The 15,780-nt window shown below is 68.7% G+C and carries 11 protein-coding genes; 6 read left to right on the forward strand and 5 right to left on the reverse strand.

The features are described 5' to 3' along the window. Nucleotides 1-157: 157 nt before the first annotated feature. Together ABT115_RS25035 and ABT115_RS25040 are read right to left on the reverse strand one after the other, a co-directional pair. Entirely contained in the window at nt 158-1,063 is a 906-nt protein-coding gene (locus tag ABT115_RS25035) for a tRNA (adenine-N1)-methyltransferase (RefSeq protein ID WP_351793904.1), read from the reverse strand. Nucleotides 1,064-1,124: 61 nt separating this feature from the next. Next, nucleotides 1,125-2,375 carry a site-2 protease family protein gene (locus ABT115_RS25040; protein WP_351794007.1) on the reverse strand — a complete coding sequence of 417 codons (1,251 nt, stop codon included), beginning with the start codon at nt 2,373-2,375 and terminating at the stop codon, nt 1,125-1,127. 171 nt (nt 2,376-2,546) lie between these two features. On the opposite strand from ABT115_RS25040, the gene ABT115_RS25045 reads away from it, so the two are divergent. Together ABT115_RS25045 and ABT115_RS25050 are read left to right on the forward strand one after the other, a co-directional pair. Continuing rightward, nucleotides 2,547-3,392 (forward strand): RecB family exonuclease, encoded by an 846-nt coding sequence (locus tag ABT115_RS25045; protein WP_351794010.1) that lies wholly within the window; start codon nt 2,547-2,549, stop codon nt 3,390-3,392. Between the two features lie 9 nt (nt 3,393-3,401). Continuing rightward, a complete protein-coding gene (locus ABT115_RS25050; protein ID WP_351793906.1) occupies nt 3,402-4,073 on the forward strand; it encodes a response regulator in 672 nt (223 codons plus the stop codon). A gap of 79 nt (nt 4,074-4,152) precedes the next feature. Here ABT115_RS25050 and ABT115_RS25055 read toward each other — a convergent pair whose 3' ends face one another. From ABT115_RS25055 to metH, 3 genes are all read right to left on the reverse strand, one after another. Continuing rightward, on the reverse strand, nt 4,153-5,754 hold the full coding sequence (locus ABT115_RS25055) for an ABC transporter substrate-binding protein (RefSeq protein ID WP_351793909.1): 1,602 nt from the start codon (nt 5,752-5,754) through the stop codon (nt 4,153-4,155). 363 nt (nt 5,755-6,117) lie between these two features. Continuing rightward, nucleotides 6,118-6,819: an HAD family hydrolase gene (locus ABT115_RS25060; protein WP_351793911.1), complete on the reverse strand. Its 702-nt coding sequence runs from the start codon at nt 6,817-6,819 to the stop codon at nt 6,118-6,120. Between the two features lie 117 nt (nt 6,820-6,936). Continuing rightward, nucleotides 6,937-10,449 (reverse strand): methionine synthase, encoded by a 3,513-nt coding sequence (gene metH, locus ABT115_RS25065; RefSeq protein WP_351793914.1) that lies wholly within the window; start codon nt 10,447-10,449, stop codon nt 6,937-6,939. A 238-nt stretch (nt 10,450-10,687) separates the two neighbouring features. Between metH and ABT115_RS25070 the strand changes: the two genes are divergently transcribed. The 4 genes from ABT115_RS25070 to ABT115_RS25085 all read left to right on the forward strand — a co-directional run bounded on the left by ABT115_RS25070 (nt 10,688) and on the right by ABT115_RS25085 (nt 15,699). Then, nucleotides 10,688-11,452, forward strand: coding sequence for an IclR family transcriptional regulator (locus ABT115_RS25070; RefSeq protein WP_351793917.1), 765 nt, complete (start codon nt 10,688-10,690; stop codon nt 11,450-11,452). A gap of 246 nt (nt 11,453-11,698) precedes the next feature. After that, nucleotides 11,699-12,490 (forward strand): MIP/aquaporin family protein, encoded by a 792-nt coding sequence (locus ABT115_RS25075; RefSeq protein WP_351793919.1) that lies wholly within the window; start codon nt 11,699-11,701, stop codon nt 12,488-12,490. 57 nt (nt 12,491-12,547) lie between these two features. Then, entirely contained in the window at nt 12,548-14,083 is a 1,536-nt protein-coding gene (glpK, locus tag ABT115_RS25080) for a glycerol kinase GlpK (RefSeq protein ID WP_351793922.1), read from the forward strand. Nucleotides 14,084-14,088: 5 nt separating this feature from the next. Then, nucleotides 14,089-15,699 carry a glycerol-3-phosphate dehydrogenase/oxidase gene (locus ABT115_RS25085; protein WP_351793925.1) on the forward strand — a complete coding sequence of 537 codons (1,611 nt, stop codon included), beginning with the start codon at nt 14,089-14,091 and terminating at the stop codon, nt 15,697-15,699. The last annotated feature ends 81 nt before the right edge of the window (nt 15,700-15,780 follow it).

Genomic DNA, 15,780 nt, shown 5'->3' on the forward strand with positions numbered 1-15,780 from the left:
CGCCGCCGACCTCGTCTTCGTGCCGGGAACTCGGCGGCGGTGCCGGTTCGTTGTGGGGCTCAGAGGCTGTCGGATGGCTTCCGATCGGAAAGCGGACGCGGTCCGGTGCGTGCAATTCCAAGGCGCCCAGATGCCCTCGGATGGGGCCCCCGGCCTCTCAGCCGCGGGAGGAGCCGCTCTGGCTGCCGGGTCCGTCGTAGTCCTCGCCGTAGGCGCCCTTGGCGGGGCGGCGGCGGCGCAGCGGGGCCTCCACACCGTCGGCCAGGCGGCGGGCGGTGACGAGGAAGCCGGTGTGGCCGATCATGCGGTGGTCCGGACGGACGGCCAGGCCCTCGACGTGCCAGTTGCGGATCATCGATTCCCAGGGCTGCGGTTCGGCGAAGCAGCCCATCTCACGGATGGACTCGACGGTCCGGGCGAGCTGGGTGGTGGTCGCGACGTACGCGCAGAGGATGCCGCCGGGCACGAGTGCCTTGGAGACGGCGTCCAGGCACTCCCAGGGAGCGAGCATGTCGAGGATGACCCGGTCGACGTCGGTGTCCGAGAGGTTGTCCTGGAGGTCGCCGACGGTGAGCTGCCAGGCGGGGTGCGGTTCGCCGAAGTAGCGTTCCACGTTCTGCTGGGCGATCTCGGCGAAGTCCTCGCGGCGCTCGTAGGAGTGCAGCATGCCCTGGTCGCCGATGGCGCGCAGCAGGAAGGTGGAGAGCGAGCCGGAGCCGACGCCGGCTTCCACGACGCGGGCGCCGGGGAAGATGTCGGCGAAAGCCAGGATCTGCCCCGCGTCCTTGGGGTAGACCACGGCGGCGCCGCGGGGCATGGACAGGACGTAGTCGGGGAGCAGGGGGCGCAGCGCGAGGTAGGCGACGTTTCCCGTGGTTCGGACAACACTGCCCTCGGGGGCACCGATCAGCTCGTCGTGCGGGAAAGAACCCTTGTGGGTGTGGAAATTCTTTCCGGCTTCGAGCGTGAAGGTGTAGTGGCGTCCCTTGGGATCGGTGAGCTGGACCTGGTCCCCGACCTTGAAGGGCCCGCGTCGGCGGGCGGCACCGGTCGGTTCAGACATGTGACCAGCGTACCTGTGATTCCCCGCGCCCCGGCCGCGAGCCCGGGCGGATGCCGGGCGGTCAGGTGGTGGGCCTGGCCAGGGCAGCGACGAATGCCCGTTCGACGTCGGCGGTGGACAGCACACCGTAGATCTCGCCGGTCTCCTCGAGGACGAGGTATTCGGTGGCGGGGTGGGCCTTGAGCCTGTCCAGGAGTGCTTCGCCGGCCAGCTCGGCAGAGATCTTCATGCCGTCGGTGAGGTCCTGGGAGAGGCCGCTGACGACGACCCAGGGGCGGCGGTGTTCGGGGACGGAGACGATGGCCGTCTCGCGGACGACGCCCTGCGGTTCGCCGTATCCGTCGACGACGACAAGGGCGCGGGCGCCCGCCTCGTTGGCGCGGCGCAGGGCCTCGGAGAGCGGGGTGGCGGCCTGCACTGGGACCGCGCGCCGGGTGAGGGCGCGGGCGCTCAGTCCGGGAAGGTGCTCGCGCAGTCGGGCCATGCGCAGGCTGTTGCCCGCCCCGGTCCAGATGATGGCGGCGAGGATGGCGGCGAGCAGCGCGTCGGTGACGGTGTCCAAGCCGCTGAGGTCCCGGGGGTTGTTCCCCAAGGAGCCGGTGTGGGTGAGCAGCGGGAGACCGATGAGGGTGACGACGGCGAGCGCGCGGCCGACCCAGGCGGCGGCGACGGTGCCGCTCATCGGCCGCCCGGTGATCTTCCAGACGACGGCGCGAAGCATGCGTCCGCCGTCGAGCGGGAGGCCGGGGAGGAGGTTGAAGGCGGCAACCAGGAGGTTGGAGATCATCAGTCCGGCGAGGAGGACACCGGGCACGGTACCGCGCGAGACGAACGTCATCCCTGCGTAGCAGAGCCCGGCAAGCACCAGGGAAAGCAGGGGGCCGGCGAAGGCGAGAACGAATTCACGGCCGGGGGTTTCGGACTCCTTCTCGACCTCGGAGACGCCGCCGAAGAACTGGAGCTGGATGCGGCGCACCGGCAGCTTGTAGCGCAGCGCGACGACCGTGTGGGCGAGTTCGTGGACGAGTACGGAGGCGTAGAAGGCGATTGCGAAGAAGAGGGAGACCAGATAGCGAGCCGCGCCGAGCTCGGGCAGCACTCGTTCGAGCTGACCGCCGAAGACCCAGGTGATCAGTGCGGCCACGAGGAACCAGCTGGGCGCGACGTACACGGGCACACCGAAGAGACGCCCCATGAGCAGGCCGCCGCCGGGCTCTTCGGGGCGCCGCGGTTCGCTCTTCTCGGGGCCGGCGTCGGGGGCGGTTCCGCCTGCACCGGGCTGCGGCCGCCCGCTGTCGCCGCTCTCGTCCACGAGGTCCCTTCGGTCGGTGCCGTACGGCACGATCATGCAGTGTTCGAGGGTGTGTGGTCGATGGTATGCCGCCGGCTGTCAGTGGCGGGCCGTAGGGTCTTCGACATGACCTCCCTGCCGCGGCCTCCTCAGCCGCCTTCGTCCCTGTCGCCGTCGCGGGCGAGCGATTTCATGCAGTGTCCTCTGCTGTACCGCTTCCGGGTCATCGACAAACTGCCGGAGAAGCCCAGCGAAGCGGCGACCCGGGGCACGCTGGTGCATGCGGTGCTTGAGCGGCTCTTCGACAACCCGGCGGTGGAGCGCACGGCCGGCCGGGCCACGGCGCTGATCCCTGCCCAGTGGGACCGGCTGCTGGAGTCGAAGCCGGAGCTGTCGGAGCTGTTCGCGGAGGATGCCGGGGGCGAGCGCCTGGCGCGTTGGCTCTCGGAGGCGGAGAGTCTGGTGGAGCGGTGGTTCTCGCTGGAGGATCCGACGCGCCTGGAGCCCGCCGAGCGGGAGCTGTTCGTCGAGGCGGAGCTGGAGTCGGGGCTGCGGCTGCGCGGGGTGATCGACCGCATCGATGTGGCGCCGACGGGCGAGGTCCGGATCGTCGACTACAAGACGGGGAAAGCGCCGCGCCCGGAGTACGCGGAGGGCGCGCTCTTCCAGATGAAGTTCTATGCCCTGGTGATCTGGCGGCTGAAGGGCGTGGTTCCGCGCCGGCTCCAGCTCGTCTATCTCGGCAGCGGCGACATCATGACGTACGACCCGGTGGTGGCGGATCTGGAGCGCGTCGAGCGGAAGCTGCTGGCGCTCTGGGACGCGATCCGGCTGGCGACGGAGACGGGCGAGTGGCGGCCCCGGCCTACGAAGCTCTGCGGCTGGTGCGACCACCAGTCGGTCTGCCCTGAATTCGGCGGCACTCCGCCGGTCTATCCGTTGTCAGTACGCCCGGCGGAGCCGGAGCAGGAAGCCCAGGGCAGAATGGATCCGGTCCGTGCTGAGGCCGGTCGGCCTGTGGCCCTCGAAGGACTTTAAGGAGACCCTGTGGCTATCCGCGTCCTACTGGTCGATGACCAACCGCTGCTGCGCACCGGCTTCCGGATGATTCTGGAGGCGGAGGGGGATCTCGCGGTGGTGGGCGAGGCCGGTGACGGTCTCCAGGCTCTCGACCAGGTGCGGGCGCTGCAGCCCGATGTGGTGCTGATGGACATCCGTATGCCGCGGATGGACGGCGTCGAGGCGACGCGTCAGATCACCGGTCCCGGCCGGGACGGTCCGGCGAAGGTGCTGGTGCTGACCACGTTCGATCTCGACGAGTACGTGGTGGAGGCGCTGCGCGCCGGTGCCAGCGGCTTCCTGTTGAAGGACGCTCCGGCCGATGAGCTGGTGCAGGCCATCCGCGTGGTCGCTGCGGGCGAGGCGATGCTCGCTCCGAGCATCACCCGCAGGCTGCTCGACATGTACGCGGACCATCTGCCGTCCGGCGAGGATCCGGTGCCCAACACCCTTCACACGCTGACGGACCGTGAGGTCGAGGTGCTGAAGCTGGTGGCGCGCGGTCTGTCGAATGCGGAGATCGCCGCGGATCTGTTCGTCAGTGAGACGACGGTCAAGACGCATGTCGGCCATGTGCTGACCAAGCTCGGTCTGCGCGACCGGGTGCAGGCGGCCGTGTACGCGTACGAGAGCGGCCTGGTGCGCCCCGGCGCCCAGTGAGCGGATGAGCGGACGGGCCGGGAAGCGGCCCTGGAGTCGGCTCCGCCCCGGCCGGCTCCGGCCGGGGCGTCGTCCGTGCTCAGACGGTGCCGTCGCCGAGCTCCCAGAGCTGGAGATCGGCGGAGGAGTTGACCGCCCACTCGACGCCGGTGAGGTCCTCACGGGCGGCGACATACTGCTTGCCCTGCCAGATCGGCAGGACGGGGACGTCTTCGGCAACGATGTCCTGGAGCTGCTGGAAGGTCTTGACCGAAGCGCTGCGGTCGGTCTCGCGGCGGGACTGCGGGATGAGCGTCTTCTGGGCCAGGTCCGATTTGTAGGGCGTGTTGAGGAAGTTGTTCTTGTCGAGGAACGGCGCCATGTAGTTGTCGGGGTCCGGGAAGTCGGGGGACCAGCCCATGCCGTAGACGGCGTAGTCGCCGCGCACCTGTGCGGGGCGGTACTTCTCCCACGCGGTGCCCTCGACGGTGACATCGAACAGCCCGGTGTCGTTGAACTGCTTCTTCAGGATCTCGAACTCGGTCGCGGTGGCATCGCCGTAGTAGTCGGTCGTGTAGTGGAGGGTGAGCTTCACCGGGGTCTCGACGCCCGCGGCGCGCAGGATCTCCGCGGCCTTCGGCGTGCTGGGCTCGCCGTACTTGTTGTAGAACGAATTGGTGTGCCCGGTGATGCCGGACGGGATCAGCGAGTACAGCGGCTCGGCCGTGGTGCCGTACACCTTGCTCGCGATCTCACCGCGGTCGACAACTTGGGCCATGGCCTGGCGGACGGCCTTGTTCTTCACGGCCGGGTCGTTGGTGTCGAAGCCGAGATAGCTGATCTCGAGGCCAGGCAGTTCGGTGACCTTGATGCCGTCCTCGGAGTTTTCGAGCAGCTGCTGGGTCTGCTTGGGCGACATGGTGCGCGTCATCATGTCGATCTTCTTGTCTTCGAGGGCCTTCCCCATCGCCTGCGCATCGGGGAAGAGAGCCAGCTCGACCTTGTCGTTCCGTACCTCCAGATCCCCCTTGTAGCGGGGGTTCCGGGTGAAGAGCACCTTGACGACCCGGTTGTTCTCGACTTCCGGCTTCATGACGTACGGACCGGAGCCGTCCACCTGGAATCCGGCCCGCGCGGACTCGGCCGCGTACTTGCTCCGCGGCACGATCCCGGCGGCCGGGGTGGCGAGCTTGTACGGGAACGTGGCGTCCGGCGTGCGGAGATGGAAGATGACCTCCCGCTCACCCCGGGTCTCGACCATATCGATGTTGGCGAGCAGGGCGGCGGGCCCGTTGGCAGCGTTGACGCGGATGACGCGGTCGATGGAGTACTTCACGTCGTCGGCGGTGACCGCCGTGCCGTCGGCGAACTGCAGACCGCTGCGCAGCTTGCAGCGGTAGCTCTCGTTCTGCGTGTCCGTGAAGGTGCAGCTCTCCGCGGCTTCGGGCACCGGCTCACCCCCGCCGCGCGGCACATGCACCAGGGTCTGCACGGTCTGCCGGAGCACATTCCATACGCCCACTTCGTAGCCGATGGCGGGGTCGAACGGCGCGGGGTTGTCCTTGGAGGCGACGAACTGGTCCGTGGTGCCGACAACGATGGCGGCCCGGCCATCGTCCTCGCCGCCCGGCGCACCGCAGGCGGCGAGTGCGGGTACGAGCAGGCCGAGGACGGCCGGAAGCACCAGAGTCGTGCGGTTCATCTTGGGCGCTCTCCCTCATCCGTGCATGGAGAAAGCGACACTAGTAGGCGTCATCGGCAATGGCGGACCGAAGATCTCCCGATACGTAATCAGACGGTGACGGGAAATAGCGGCGAGTCGTTTCCCCCTGCCGGGAGGTTTGCATAGAACTCCACCAATCAGGACACTTCGACGCCCGAAAAGGGGCATATCGGCAGATCTCAAGGAGCCCTCGGGAGCATTCAGGTGATGAGGTTCACACCCGGAGCCTTTTCTGCCCTTTGCCGTACGCCCGGCTTGCGCACACCTACGCATGACAGAAAACGCACCGTCCGACGCCCGGAGTTTTTCAATCCATTCACAGAAACACTCTCGGTGCACGGATCATTGCATTCCTGTGACCAGGCTCCGGAGAAATGCGAGATCGACTTCTTCGAGCGAACGCACGACCACTCTGCCGGAAGCGGGGGCGATGGGTGCGACAGACGGTACGGCGACCACCCGGCAGCCCGCGGCCTCCGCAGCCGCGACGCCGGTCGCGGTGTCCTCGATGACCGCACAGAGCCCGGGAACCGCCCCGAAGCCGGACGCGGCGGTGAGATAGGGCTCCGGGTGCGGCTTGGTACGGGAGACCTCGTCGCCCGCGACGGTGAGGGAGAAGTGGTGGTGGCCCACCGAGTCCAGCACCCGGTCGATGATCCGCCGGTGCGAGGCGGAGACCAGGGCGGTGGGAATCTCGTGCCTGGCCAGTTCGGCCAGCAGCCGTGCCGCGCCCGGCATCAGCGGCACCCCGCGGCCGATGCGCCTCTCGAAGCGGTCGTTGAGCAGCACGGTGAGTTCGGCGAGGGTGATGTCCGCGCCGGTGACGTCCATGAGGTAGCCAGCGCTGCGGGTCATCGGCCCGCCGACCACCACATCCCGCCAGGCCTCGTCGAGCTGATGCCCGAGCTCGGCGAAGACCTCCACCTCGGTGTCCCACCAGAAGTCCTCGGTGTCGACGAGAGTGCCGTCCATGTCGAGCAGGACGGCCTGCAGCGCGGCGCCTTCGGCCGTGCGGGTCATGGACGCGGGAACCGTGCTGGTCATCCGGCACACCTTCCGTAAGGGACGAGAAGGCCGGCCGCCATTCACGGGAAGGGCGACCGGCCTGCACTGGACCGACAAGTGTACGTCTTGTCCTGCTACCGCGCGCTGAACGGCGTCTTACCGCGCGTTGAAGTACTTCGCCTCCGGGTGGTGGATGACGATCGCGTCGGTGGACTGCTCCGGGTGCAGCTGAAACTCCTCCGAGAGATGCACACCGATCCGCTCGGGCTGGAGCAGCTCGGCGATCTTCGCCCGGTCCTCCAGGTCGGGGCAGGCGCCGTAACCGAGCGAGAAGCGCGCGCCGCGGTACTTCAGCGCGAACATGTCCTCGACATCGACGGGGTCCTCACCGCCGAAACCGAGCTCGGAGCGGACCCGGGCGTGCCAGTACTCGGCGAGGGCCTCGGCCAGCTGTACGGACAGGCCGTGCAGCTCCAGGTAGTCGCGGTAGGAGTTGGCCTCGAAGAGCTTGGCGGTCTCGCCGCCGATCTTCGAACCGACAGTGACGACCTGGAGGCCGATCACGTCCGTCTCGCCGGACTCCTCGGAGCGGAAGAAGTCCGCGAGGCAGAGGCGGCGGCCGCGGCGCTGGCGCGGGAAGGTGAAGCGGGTGCGCTCGGAGCCGTCCTCGTGGAGCAGGATCAGATCGTCGCCCTTGGAGACGCAGGGGAAGTAGCCGTGGACGACGGCGGCTTCCAGCAGGTTCTCGGTGTGGAGCTTGTCGAGCCAGCCGCGCAGGCGCGGGCGGCCGTCGGTCTCGACCAGCTCCTCGTACGTCGGTCCGTCACCGGCACGGGCCTGCTTGAGCCCCCACTGGCCCTTGAAGAGCGCACCCTCGTCCAGCCAGGACGCGTACTCCTTGAGCTGGATGCCCTTGACGACGCGGGTGCCCCAGAACGGCGGGGTGGGGACCGGGTTGTCGACGGCGACGTCGGAGCGGACGCCCTCCTCGGGCTCGTCGATCTCCAGGACCGCCGTGTCTCGCTGGGGGACGCGGCGCTGCTTGAGTTCGGGGAGGGTGGCGCCGGGGACGCCGCGCTTGACCGCGATGAGGGCGTCCATCAGGCGCAGCCCCTCGAACGCGTCGCGGGCGTAGCGGACCTCGCCCTCGTAGATCTCGTGGAGGTCCTGCTCGACATAGGCCCGGGTGAGGGCCGCACCGCCGAGGATCACCGGGAAATCGGCGGCCAGCTTGCGCTGGTTCAGCTCTTCCAGGTTCTCCTTCATGATCACGGTGGACTTCACCAGGAGGCCGGACATGCCGATGACGTCGGCGCGGTGCTCCTGCGCGGCCTCCAGGATCGCGGAGACGGGCTGTTTGATGCCGAGGTTCACGACGTTGTAGCCGTTGTTGGACAGGATGATGTCGACGAGGTTCTTGCCGATGTCATGGACGTCCCCGCGGACGGTGGCCAGGACGATGGTGCCCTTGCCCTCGGTGTCGGACTTCTCCATGTGCGGTTCCAGATAGGCGACCGCAGTCTTCATGACCTCGGCGGACTGGAGCACGAACGGCAGCTGCATCTGGCCGGAGCCGAAGAGCTCGCCGACGACCTTCATGCCCTCCAGGAGGGTGTCGTTGACGATGTCAAGGGCCGGGCGGGTCTGCAGGGCCTCGTCAAGGTCGGTCTCCAGACCGTTCTTCTCACCGTCGATGATGCGGCGCTGGAGGCGCTCGTCGAGCGGCAGGGCGAGGAGTTCCTCGGCCTTGCCCGCCTTCATGGACTTCATGTTGACGCCCTCGAAGAGCTCCATGAGCTTCTGGAGGGGGTCGTAACCCTCGGCGCGGCGGTCGTAGATGAGGTCGAGCGCGACCTTGACCTGCTCCTCGTCGAGGCGTGCGATCGGCAGGATCTTGGAGGCGTGCACGATCGCCGAGTCGAGACCGGCCTTGACGCATTCGTCGAGGAAGACGGAGTTCAGCACGACGCGGGCGGCCGGGTTGAGCCCGAAGGAGATGTTGGAGAGTCCGAGCGTGGTCTGCACGTCGGGGTGGCGCTTCTTCAGTTCGCGGATGGCACCGATGGTGGCGATGCCGTCGCCCCGGGACTCCTCCTGACCGGTGCAGATGGTGAAGGTCAGGGTGTCGATGAGGATGTCCGACTCCTTGATGCCCCAGTTGCCGGTCAGGTCCTCGATGAGCCGCTCGGCGACGGCGACCTTGTGCTCGACGGTACGGGCCTGGCCCTCCTCGTCGATGGTCAGGGCGATCAGCGCGGCGCCGTGCTCGGCGGCCAGCGCGGTGACCTTGGCGAAGCGGGACTCGGGTCCGTCGCCGTCCTCGTAGTTGACGGAGTTGAGGACGGCACGTCCGCCGAGCTTCTCCAGACCGGCCCGCAGGACGGGCAGTTCGGTGGAGTCGAGCACGATCGGGAGGGTGGAGGCGGTGGCGAAGCGGCCGGCCAGCTCCTCCATGTCCGCCACACCGTCGCGACCCACGTAGTCGACGCAGAGGTCGAGCATATGGGCGCCCTCGCGGATCTGGTCGCGGGCCATCTCCACGCAGTCGTCCCAGCGGGCCTCCAGCATGGCCTCGCGGAACTTCTTCGACCCGTTGGCGTTCGTACGCTCACCGATCGCGAGGTACGAGGTGTCCTGGCGGAACGGGACGGTCTGGTACAGGGACGCGGCGCCCGGCTCGGGGCGCGGGGTACGGGGGGTGACGGCGACGCCGCGGACCCGCTCGACGACCTGGCGCAGGTGCTCCGGGGTCGTACCGCAGCAGCCGCCGACCAGCGAGAGGCCGTACTCGCGTACGAAGGTTTCCTGGGCGTCGGCCAGCTCGGCCGGGGACAGCGGGTAGTGCGCGCCGTCCTTGCCGAGCACAGGGAGGCCGGCGTTTGGCATGCAGGAGAGCGGGATGCCCGAGTGGCGGGCGAGATAGCGCAGGTGCTCGCTCATCTCGGCGGGGCCGGTGGCGCAGTTCAGGCCGATGAGGTCGATACCGAGCGGTTCCAGCGCGGTGAGCGCCGCGCCGATCTCGGAGCCGAGCAGCATCGTGCCGGTCGTCTCCACGGTGACGGAGCAGATCACCGGAAGACTGGCGCCGGTGGCCTCCAGGGCGCGGCGGGCGCCGATGACGGATGCCTTGGTCTGCAGGAGATCCTGGGTGGTCTCGACCAGGAGGGCGTCGGCGCCGCCGGCGATCAGGCCCTCGGCGTTCTGCTGGTAGGCGTCGCGCAGCTTGGTGTACGGGGCGTGGCCCAGCGTCGGCAGCTTCGTACCCGGGCCCATGGAGCCGAGCACCCAGCGCTGCTGTCCGGTGGAGGCGGTGAACTCGTCGGCGACCTCGCGGGCGATGCGCGCACCGGACTCGGAGAGCTCGAAGACCCGCTCGGCGATGTCGTACTCGCCCAGGGCCGCCAGGTTGGCGCCGAAGGTGTTCGTCTCGACGCAGTCCACGCCGACAGCGAAGTACTCCTGATGCACCGAGCGCACGATGTCGGGGCGCGTGACGTTCAGGATCTCGTTGCAGCCTTCGAGGTTCTGGAAGTCCTCGAGGGTGGGGTCCTGCGCCTGGAGCATGGTGCCCATGGCACCGTCGGCCACCACCACCCGGGTGGCAAGTGCCTCGCGGAGGACTTCGGCTCGGTTCCGGCTGTCGGCGGAAGGGGTCGGCGACGAGGCCATGGATGTACTCCCTGGGATGCGACGGCTGTCGGCTTTGCGTCTTCGGCGGAAGGCGCACCAGGCCAGCCTAGCCGGGCGGCGCCCGGGGCCGTCACTCCGTCCCACGGAACGGACGGCATGCTGTGCGAGGGGGATGTCCGGATCGTAGTGGTGCCGCAGTTTTGCTGTGAGCGAGCACAGGTCGGCATCGACCGATAGTGTTCAGCATTGTCGAACCGAGGTGGAGGAGTACGGCGCGATGGCCAAGAACATCCAGTCGCTGGAGCGGGCGGCGGCGATGCTGCGCCTGCTGGCAGGCGGCGAGCGTCGGCTGGGGCTGTCCGACATCGCCTCTTCACTGGGCCTGGCCAAGGGCACCGCACACGGCATCCTGCGCACGCTCCAGCACGAGGGCTTCGTCGAGCAGGACATGGTGTCCGGCCGCTATCAGCTGGGCGCCGAGCTGCTGCGCCTGGGCAACAGCTATCTGGACGTCCACGAGCTACGGGCCCGCGCGCTCGTCTGGACGGACGACCTGGCCCGCTCCAGCGGCGAGAGCGCCCATCTGGGGGTCCTGCACCAGCAGGGCGTCCTCATCGTCCACCACGTCTTCCGGCCCGACGACAGCCGACAGGTCCTGGAGGTCGGGGCCATGCAGCCACTGCATTCCACGGCCCTGGGCAAGGTGCTCTCGGCGTACGACCCGGTGGCGCACACCGAGGTCCTGGAGGCCGAGCGGCAGTCCTTCACGCCGCACACCGTCACCGATCCGGAGGAGTTCGAGGCGATGCTCGACCTCATCCGGGCCCGCGGCTGGGCGGCCGACGTGGAGGAGACCTGGGAGGGAGTGGCCGCGGTGGCCGCCCCGATCCACGACCGGCGGCGGATGCCGGTCGGCGCGGTGGCCGTGACCGGCGCGGTCGAGCGGGTCTGCACGGACGGGGAGCTGCGCCCCGAACTGATCGCCGCGGTGCGGGACTGCGCGCGTGCGGTCTCCAGGGATCTGGGCGCCCGGCGCTTCTGACCGCCACGGCGGTGATCGTTACCGATGAGCTGTCGGTAACGATCGAGTTATAGGCCACATAACCCTTGACGCCTGATTCACTGAGAGAAACACTGCCGTTCACCGGTCGGCATTGTCGAACAGCTAACGGAAATGCGCGTTAGGGTGTGACAGCGCCAAGGCCGGAAAACGCCCTCACATGAGGGCGCGGACCACCGGAGTGACCCGGGGTTCGGCTTCCCTGGACGAAGGACAAAGGAGTCGCGGGTGTCCAGCTCCGATATCTTCATCGGCGAGACCATAGGTACCGCCGTACTCATCCTGCTCGGCGGCGGTGTCTGTGCCGCAGTCACTCTCAAGCGCTCCAAGGCGCAGAACGCCGGCTGGCTCGCCATCACCTTCGGGTGGGGTTTCGCCGTTCTGACCAGCGCATATCTGGCCGGTGGCGTTTCCGGCGCGCATCTCAATCCGGCGGTCACGATCGGTCTCGCGATCAAGGGCGGCACCGAGTGGAGCGACGTACCGCTGTACCTCGGCTCCCAGTTGCTCGGCGCGATGATCGGCGCGGTGCTGGTCTGGCTGACGTACTACGGGCAGTTCCGGGCGCATCTCACGGATCCGGAAATCCTGGGCACCCAGCCGGGTGAAGAGGCCATGGTCGATCAGGCCTCCACCCCGAAGGCGGGCCCGGTGCTGGGCATCTTCTCCACCGGCCCCGAGATCCGGCACGCGGTGCAGAACCTCGTCACCGAAATCATCGCCACCGTCGTGCTCGTCCTGGCGATCCTCACCCAGGGCCTCAACAACGAGGGCAACGGCCTGGGCACGCTCGGCGCACTGGTCACCGCTCTGGTCGTCGTCGGCATCGGTCTCTCGCTCGGCGGGCCGACGGGCTACGCAATCAACCCGGTTCGCGACCTCGGTCCGCGTATCGTGCACGCGCTGCTGCCGCTGCCGAACAAGGGCGGTTCCGACTGGGGCTACGCATGGATCCCGGTCGTCGGACCGCTCATCGGCGGCGCGATCGCGGGCGGACTCTACAACGTCGCCTTCGCCTGAGCCGTGGCGTAGAGAGCCGTAAACCCTCAAGACCACACAGACTTCCGGGAGCACACCGTGACCGACGCACACACCACCGGCCCGTTCATCGCGGCCATCGACCAGGGCACCACCTCCAGCCGCTGCATCGTCTTCGACAAGGACGGCCGGATCGTCTCCGTCGACCAGAAGGAGCACGAGCAGATCTTCCCGAAGCCGGGCTGGGTCGAGCACAACGCGGCCGAGATCTGGGAGAACGTCCAGGAGGTCGTCGCCGGCGCCATCGTCAAGGCGGGCATCACCGCCGCCGATGTGAAGGCGATCGGCATCACCAACCAGCGCGAGACCACGCTGCTCTGGGACAAGAACACCGGTGAGCCCGTCCACAACGCCCTGGTCTGGCAGGACACCCGCACCGACGCGCTCTGCAAGGAGCTCGGCCGCAACGTGGGCCAGGACCGCTTCCGCCGCGAGACCGGTCTGCCGCTCGCCTCGTACTTCGCGGGCCCCAAGGTCCGCTGGCTGCTCGACAACGTCGAGGGACTGCGCGAGCGCGCGGAGCGCGGCGACATCCTCTTCGGCACCATGGACTCCTGGGTCATCTGGAACCTGACCGGCGGCACCGACGGCGGCGTCCATGTCACCGACGTCACCAACGCCTCACGCACCCTCCTGATGAACCTGCACACCCTGGCGTGGGACGACAAGATCCTCGCGTCCATGGAGATCCCGGCGGCCATGCTGCCCGAGATCCGCTCCTCCGCCGAGGTGTACGGCACCGCCAAGGGCGGCGTCCTGGACGGTGTCCCGGTCGCCTCCGCGCTCGGCGACCAGCAGGCGGCCCTCTTCGGCCAGACCTGCTTCTCCAAGGGCGAGGCCAAGTCCACGTACGGCACCGGCACCTTCATGCTGATGAACACCGGTGAGACGCCCGTCAACTCGTACAACGGACTACTGACGACGGTCGGTTACCGGATCGGCGACCAGAAGCCGGTGTACGCCCTGGAGGGCTCCATCGCCGTCACGGGTTCGCTGGTGCAGTGGATGCGCGACCAGATGGGTCTGATCAAGTCCGCGGCCGAGATCGAGACCCTGGCCTCGTCGGTCGAGGACAACGGCGGTGCGTACTTCGTGCCCGCCTTCTCGGGTCTGTTCGCCCCGTACTGGCGCTCCGACGCCCGCGGCGTCATCGCCGGTCTGACCAGGTACGTCACAAAGGCTCACATCGCCCGTGCGGTCCTGGAGGCCACCGCCTGGCAGACCCGCGAAATCACCGACGCCATGACGAAGGACTCGGGTGTCGAGCTCGCCGCCCTGAAGGTCGACGGCGGCATGACCTCCAACAACTTGCTGATGCAGACGCTCTCCGACTTCCTGGACGCACCCGTGGTGCGGCCCATGGTCGCCGAGACGACCTGCCTCGGCGCCGCCTACGCCGCCGGTCTCGCCGTCGGCTTCTGGCCGGACACCGACGCGCTGCGCGCCAACTGGCGCAGGGCCGCCGAGTGGACACCCCGCATGGCCGCGGACACCCGCGACCGCGAGTACAAGAACTGGCTCAAGGCCGTGGAACGGACCATGGGCTGGCTCGAAGACAGCACAGTCGAGGAGTAATCACCATGACCACCCTGCAGAGCGTCCCGTCACTCGGGACGCACCCGGCCTCCGGCTCCCTTCCGAGCCGCGCCGAGACTCGGGAGCAGCTCTCCAAGGCGACATACGACCTCCTGGTGATCGGTGGCGGCATCCTGGGCATCTCCACGGCCTGGCACGCCGCGCAGTCCGGGCTGCGGGTGGCCCTGGTGGACGCCGGTGACTTCGCCGGCGCCACCTCCTCCGCCTCCTCCAAGCTGCTCCACGGCGGTCTGCGCTACCTGCAGACCGGCGCGGTGAAGCTGGTCGCGGAGAACCACTTCGAGCGGCGCGCGGTGTCCCGTCAGGTCGCCCCGCACCTGGCGAATCCGCTCACCTTCTACCTGCCGGTCTACAAGGGCGGCCCGCACGGTGCGGCCAAGCTCGGTGCGGGCGTGTTCGCGTACTCGGCGCTCTCCGCGTTCGGTGACGGGGTCGGGCATGTGATCAGCCCGGCAAAGGCTCAGCGCGATGTGCCGGAGCTGCGTACGGACAATCTGAAGGCCGTCGCGGTCTACGGCGACGACCAGATGAACGATGCCCGGATGGCGCTGATGACGGTCCGAGCGGCCGTCGACGCGGGGGCGGTCGTCCTCAACCACGCGGCGGTGACCGGGCTGCGGTTCACCAAGGGCCGGGTGACGGGCGCCGACCTGGAGGACCGTACGGACGGCACGGAGTTCGGCGTCGACGCCCGCCTCGTGCTGAACGCCACCGGCCCGTGGGTCGATCACCTGCGCAAGATGGAGGACCCGAACGCGGCGCCCTCGATACGTCTGTCCAAGGGCGCGCACCTGGTGCTGAAGCGCACGCGTCCCTGGAAGGCCGCGCTGGCCACCCCGATCGACAAGTACCGCATCACGTTCGCCCTGCCATGGGAGGACATGCTGCTGCTCGGCACGACGGACGAGGAGTACGAGGGCGATCCGGCGGACGTCGCGGTCAACGAGAAGGACACCGCGCAGATCCTCGACGAGGCGGCGTTCTCCATCAAGGACCAGCAGCTGTCACGCGATCTGATCACGTACTCCTTCGCGGGCCTGCGGGTGCTGCCGGGCGGCCCCGGCGACACGTCCAAGGCCAAGCGCGAGACGGTCGTGACGGAGGGCCGCGGCGGGATGCTGTCGGTCGCGGGCGGCAAGTGGACGACGTTCCGCCACATCGGCCGTACGGTGATGAACAAGCTGGCCGCACTCCCCGGTCGCCCCCTCGCAGAGGACATGGAGCCGATCTCGCGCCTGCCGAAGAAGCTCCCGCTGCCCGGCATCGCCAACCCGAACGCGGTGGCGCACCGGCTGCTGGTCGACGGCGGTACACCTGGTCCGCGGATGGCGGCCGACACGGCCCGTCACCTCGCCACGCACTACGGCTCGCTCTCCTTCGACATCGCGCGGCTGGCGAACGAGAACCCGGAGCTGGCCGAGCGCATCCACCCGGACGCGCCGGAGATCTGGGCGCAGGTCGCCTACGCACGTGATCACGAGTGGGCCGAGACGGCGGACGATGTGCTGCGCCGCCGCACGACGCTGACGATTCGGGGGCTGGCGACGGACGAGATCCGGGCCGGCGTCGAGTCCATGCTCGGCGACCGGAGCTGACGAGGTCGTACGGATCGGACGGGGCGGCTCCCACGGGGGGCCGCCCCGTCCCGTATGCCGCGGACCGGCCCCGAGGACCGT

This window comes from Streptomyces sp. NPDC001832, from assembly GCF_040297265.1.
Taxonomy (GTDB): domain Bacteria; phylum Actinomycetota; class Actinomycetes; order Streptomycetales; family Streptomycetaceae; genus Streptomyces.